At 73.1% G+C, this 3,924-nt stretch carries 5 protein-coding genes; 1 reads left to right on the top strand and 4 read right to left on the bottom strand.

Translation table 11 applies throughout. The annotated features are described in order from the left end of the window. Positions 1-553 (bottom strand): HAD hydrolase family protein (locus RIF68_RS30180; RefSeq protein ID WP_309054449.1); only part of this gene is annotated, 553 nt, incomplete at its 3' end. A gap of 180 nt (positions 554-733) precedes the next feature. On the opposite strand from RIF68_RS30180, the gene RIF68_RS30175 reads away from it, so the two are divergent. After that, positions 734-1,636 carry an LLM class flavin-dependent oxidoreductase gene (locus RIF68_RS30175; protein WP_309054448.1) on the top strand — a complete coding sequence of 301 codons (903 nt, stop codon included), beginning with the start codon at positions 734-736 and terminating at the stop codon, positions 1,634-1,636. Positions 1,637-1,670: 34 nt separating this feature from the next. Here the strand turns inward: RIF68_RS30175 and RIF68_RS30170 are convergent, their stop codons facing one another. The 3 genes from RIF68_RS30170 to RIF68_RS30160 all read right to left on the bottom strand — a co-directional run bounded on the left by RIF68_RS30170 (position 1,671) and on the right by RIF68_RS30160 (position 3,808). Then, the gene (locus RIF68_RS30170; RefSeq protein WP_309054447.1) at positions 1,671-2,123 is read right to left on the bottom strand and encodes a hypothetical protein; all 453 of its coding nucleotides are present in this window, start codon (positions 2,121-2,123) and stop codon (positions 1,671-1,673) included. 15 nt (positions 2,124-2,138) lie between these two features. Next, positions 2,139-2,723 (bottom strand): RNA 2'-phosphotransferase, encoded by a 585-nt coding sequence (locus tag RIF68_RS30165; RefSeq protein WP_309054446.1) that lies wholly within the window; start codon positions 2,721-2,723, stop codon positions 2,139-2,141. 125 nt (positions 2,724-2,848) lie between these two features. Continuing rightward, positions 2,849-3,808 carry a MerR family transcriptional regulator gene (locus RIF68_RS30160; protein ID WP_375165074.1) on the bottom strand — a complete coding sequence of 320 codons (960 nt, stop codon included), beginning with the start codon at positions 3,806-3,808 and terminating at the stop codon, positions 2,849-2,851. Positions 3,809-3,924: the final 116 nt, after the last annotated feature.

Here is a 3,924-nt window from a genome sequence, read left to right as displayed (position 1 = left end):
GGGACAGCGCGAGGAAGGCGTCCGGGTCGAGTTCACGGTGCTGGGCGAGGAGCTTCAGGACGGGCGCCGACGCGCCGGGCGTCTCCTCGAAGAGGAGCTTCTCGGCCGTGGCCACGGTGGCGCCGGGGTCGAGGAAGAAGGGCGGGTAGTCCGGCTCGTAGTGGATGCCGGTGGTGAGCTCGACGGCGAAGGCGGCGCCGGGAGCGGCGGCGCGCAGGGCCCGTACGACCTCCAGGGCGACGGACCGCTCCAGCGGACGCACCTCCAGGAACGTGCCGCCCGCGTGCAGGTCCACGACGGCGGCGCCGTTGGCGCAGATCGCCATGCCGTGACCGTGCACGTGGTCGGCGACCACGTCCATCCAGCGGGCGGGGCGGCCGGTGACGAAGAAGACCTCGATGCCGGCCCGCTCGGCGGAGGCGAGGGCGGCGACCGTGCGCTCGGAGACGGACTTGTCGTCACGCAGGAGCGTGCCGTCGAGGTCGGTGGCGATCAGCCGGGGTGCGGGAGCCGGGGCCGGGACGGTCGGGTGCGGGGAGCGGGGAAAGGTCACCGCACCATTCTTCCGCACGGGGCGCACGGGCGTGCGGGAGCCCGCACATCTGAGTGGGCGGATTTCGGCCTTCCGTGGGTGTACTCCCCGGCCTCCGGGCCGCGCGGTGCCGCCTCCGTCCTCTCCTCACGGCCTCGGAAACGTCCGTTCCGCTTCCTTCCCGGGACGTAGGCTCGGGCCATGAGCCTGCGTCTGAGCACCCTGATCCTGCCCGTCGACCGCTGGCACGAGGGCGGCCGTGAGAAGTGGCGGCGCGCCGAGGAGCTCGGCTTCCACGCCGCGTACACCTACGACCACCTGTCCTGGCGCACCTTCCGTGACGGCCCCTGGTTCGCTGCCGTGCCGACGCTCGCCGCCGCCGCCACGGCCACCGAGCGGCTGCGGATCGGCACCCTCGTCACCTCGCCGAACTTCCGGCACCCGGTGACGCTGGCGAAGGAGCTGATGGCCCTCGACGACATCTCCGGCGGGCGGGTCACGCTCGGCATCGGGGCGGGCGGCAACGGATTCGACGCCACCGCGCTCGGCCAGGAGGCGTGGACGCCGAAGGAGCGGGCGGACCGGTTCGGCGAGTTCGTGCCGCTGCTCGACCGGCTGCTGACCGAAGGCGCGGTGTCGCAGCGCGGCACGTTCTACTCGGCCGTGGAGGCCCGGAACCTGCCCGGCTGTGCGCAGCGGCCACGGCTGCCGTTCGCGGTCGCCGCCACCGGGCCGCGCGGCCTGAAGCTGGCCGCCCGGTACGGGCAGGCGTGGGTGACGACCGGAGACCCGAAGCTGTACGAGAACGGCACGCCGGAGCAGGCGCGGGAGGCGCTGCGCGGGCAGGTCGAGAAGCTCGGCAAGGCGTGTGCGGAGATCGGTCGCGACGTGGCCGAGGTCGACAAGATCCTGCTGCACGGGTTCAGCCCGGACCGGAACGGTCCGCTGGAGTCGGTGGACGCCTTCGTCGACTACGCGGGCCGTCACCGCGAGCTCGGCTTCTCCGAGTTCGTGATCCACTGGCCGGTCGCGGGCTCCGACTTCGCCACCGACCCGGCCGTCTTCGAGCGGATCGCCACCGAGGCCCTCGCCCAGCTCGGCTGAACCGCGCCCGGCGCCGCGGGCCACGGCGCCCCGGTCAGCGGACCCGGCTGTTCAGCCAGGGGGTGAGCGAGGCGCCGGAGACCAGTTCCTTGTACGTCTCGTCGCCGGGAAGCGGGACGACCAGCCACCAGCCGGGCGGGAAGAACCGGCCCTTCACGTGGGCGAGGTCGCCGTACACCGAGCGGAGGAAGGCGGGGACGGCGTCACGGGGGACGTCCGCGAACTCGATGCCGTCCACCGTGATCAGGGCGTCGTCCTCGGGGAAGAGCCGGACGGTGACGGCGGGGGAGCCGCCCAGTTCGACGAAGGCCTCGTGCGGGAGGGAGCCGTCCGGGTCGAGGACGGCGAAGGCGCCGGCCGAGGTGCGGCGCGAGGTCCGGTCGGCGCCGATGTCGTCGGTGACGGTCATCTCCCGCCCGTGTTCCCGGGCGAGGGCGCGGACGGCGGTGACCGCCGCTTCGGTGCTGGGCAGGTGGGGGTGGGCCATGGGACCGATCATGCCTCAGGGCGGTGAGCCGGAAGATCGCCTTCGGTCCGGGAACCGGATGTACGCGGGTGGGACGGCCGACGTCAGCCAGACGCCGTTGGCGCTGAGGCGGAAGGCATGGCCGTCGCGGTGCATGGCGCCGGCCGCGACGGCGAGGACGACCGGCCGGCCGCGGCGGGCCCCGACCCGGGTGGCGGTCTCCCGGTCGGGGGAGAGGTGCACGTCGTGGCGGGCCATGGGCCGCAGCCCCTCCGCCCGGATCGCGGGGAGCGAGCCGGGGACCGTCCCGTGGTACAGGTACGCGGGTGGTTCGGCGGCGGGCAGGCCGAGGTCGACGGCGACGGTGTGGCCCTGGGCGGCCCGGATGCGGGTGCCCTCGATCGTGAACCTCTGCTTGTCGTTGGTGGCGACGACATGGTCGAGTTCGTCCCGGCCGATCGGGAAACCGTGAGCCGCGGCGGCCCGCAGCAGGCTGTCGATCTCGGTCCAGCCCTGGGGGTCGAGGACCAGCCCGATGTGTTCGGGCCGGTGGCGCAGGTGCTTGGACAGGTACTTCGAGACCTTCACCGTGCGTCGGGCGTCCCTGGTCTCCCGGTTCATGCGGTCAGGATGCCCCGAGACCTGACTTTCGGGCCATCGAAAAACGGCGCAGATGTTTGATCCACAGTGAAGGTGAGTTATCCACAGGCTCGGGCGGCGGTTATGTGGACAACTCCCGTTCTTTTTCAGGCGGTTTGATCGGTTCCGTCACCTTCGCGATGACGTGCCGCGAGCGTGTCCAATGTCCTTTTGGCCAGCTCGCGGTCGGTCGCGGCGGTCACGAACGCCGCCACGCCCTCCGCGCCCACGAGGCCCTGCACGGCGCGAACGGTCTCCATCGGCAGCGGCACCGGCCGCGTCACCTCCCCCTTCGCCGGAGGGGGCTCGGGCGACAGGTGCAGCTGGAGGTGCCGGGTCGCCAGCAGGCGCATGGCGCGGGCCAGTTCCGCGTCCACCGTCTGCTGCGCGAGCGGCCGCAGGCGCCGCACCATCGTCGCCGCCTCCGCCGCGTCGGCGTCCGTCGGCGGCCGGTGCTCCAGATAGCGGGCGAAGACGTGCTCCGTGGTGAACTCCAGGAAGCGCGTCGCGATGTGCTCCACCTGATCACGGAGCTCCCGCAGATGACCGGTGATCGCCGTCAGGGGTACGCCCGCCGCGTGCAGCTCGGCCGCCACCGCCAGCTCCTGGGGGCTCGGCACGAGGTACTCCTCCGTCCCGCCCCCCGGCAGCCGCTCCAGGACCCCCAGTTCGACGGCCTCCCGCACGGCGTCCTCGTCCGGGGTGCCGCCGAAGCGGGCGTCCAGCTCCTCCCGGGAGATGCGGTCCGCCCGCTCGTCCGTCCACGGCCCCTGCACCTCCGCGACCAGGCCGAGGACCCCCCCGAGTCCTCGGCCCGTGTCCCAGGCGTCCAGGAGCTCCTTGATCGAGGCCAGGGTGTAGCCGCGTTCGAGGAGGTCGGCGATCTGCCGCAGCCGGGCCAGGTGCGCGTCGCCGTACACGTTGGACCTCCCGCGCCGCTCCGGCCGGGGGAGCAGGCCCCGGTCCTGGTAGGCACGGATGGTCCGGACCGTGGCCCCGCTGTGATGGGCGAGATCCTCGATCCGGTACTCCGGCTGTGCTGACCGCTCCGACAAACCCGCTCCCACCGACCGCTTCCTCGTCCCGCCACCGCGCAACCCCCGGAGGGGGATCGTACGGCGGCCCCCGATCGGCTCCTAGGTCGCCCTGCGATCGCACGCACCAGACGCCGCGGGCCCTGCCC

This window comes from Streptomyces sp. (assembly GCF_031178505.1).
Lineage (GTDB): Bacteria > Actinomycetota > Actinomycetes > Streptomycetales > Streptomycetaceae > Streptomyces > Streptomyces gulbargensis.
This window is presented reverse-complemented; position numbering and strand designations above follow the sequence as displayed.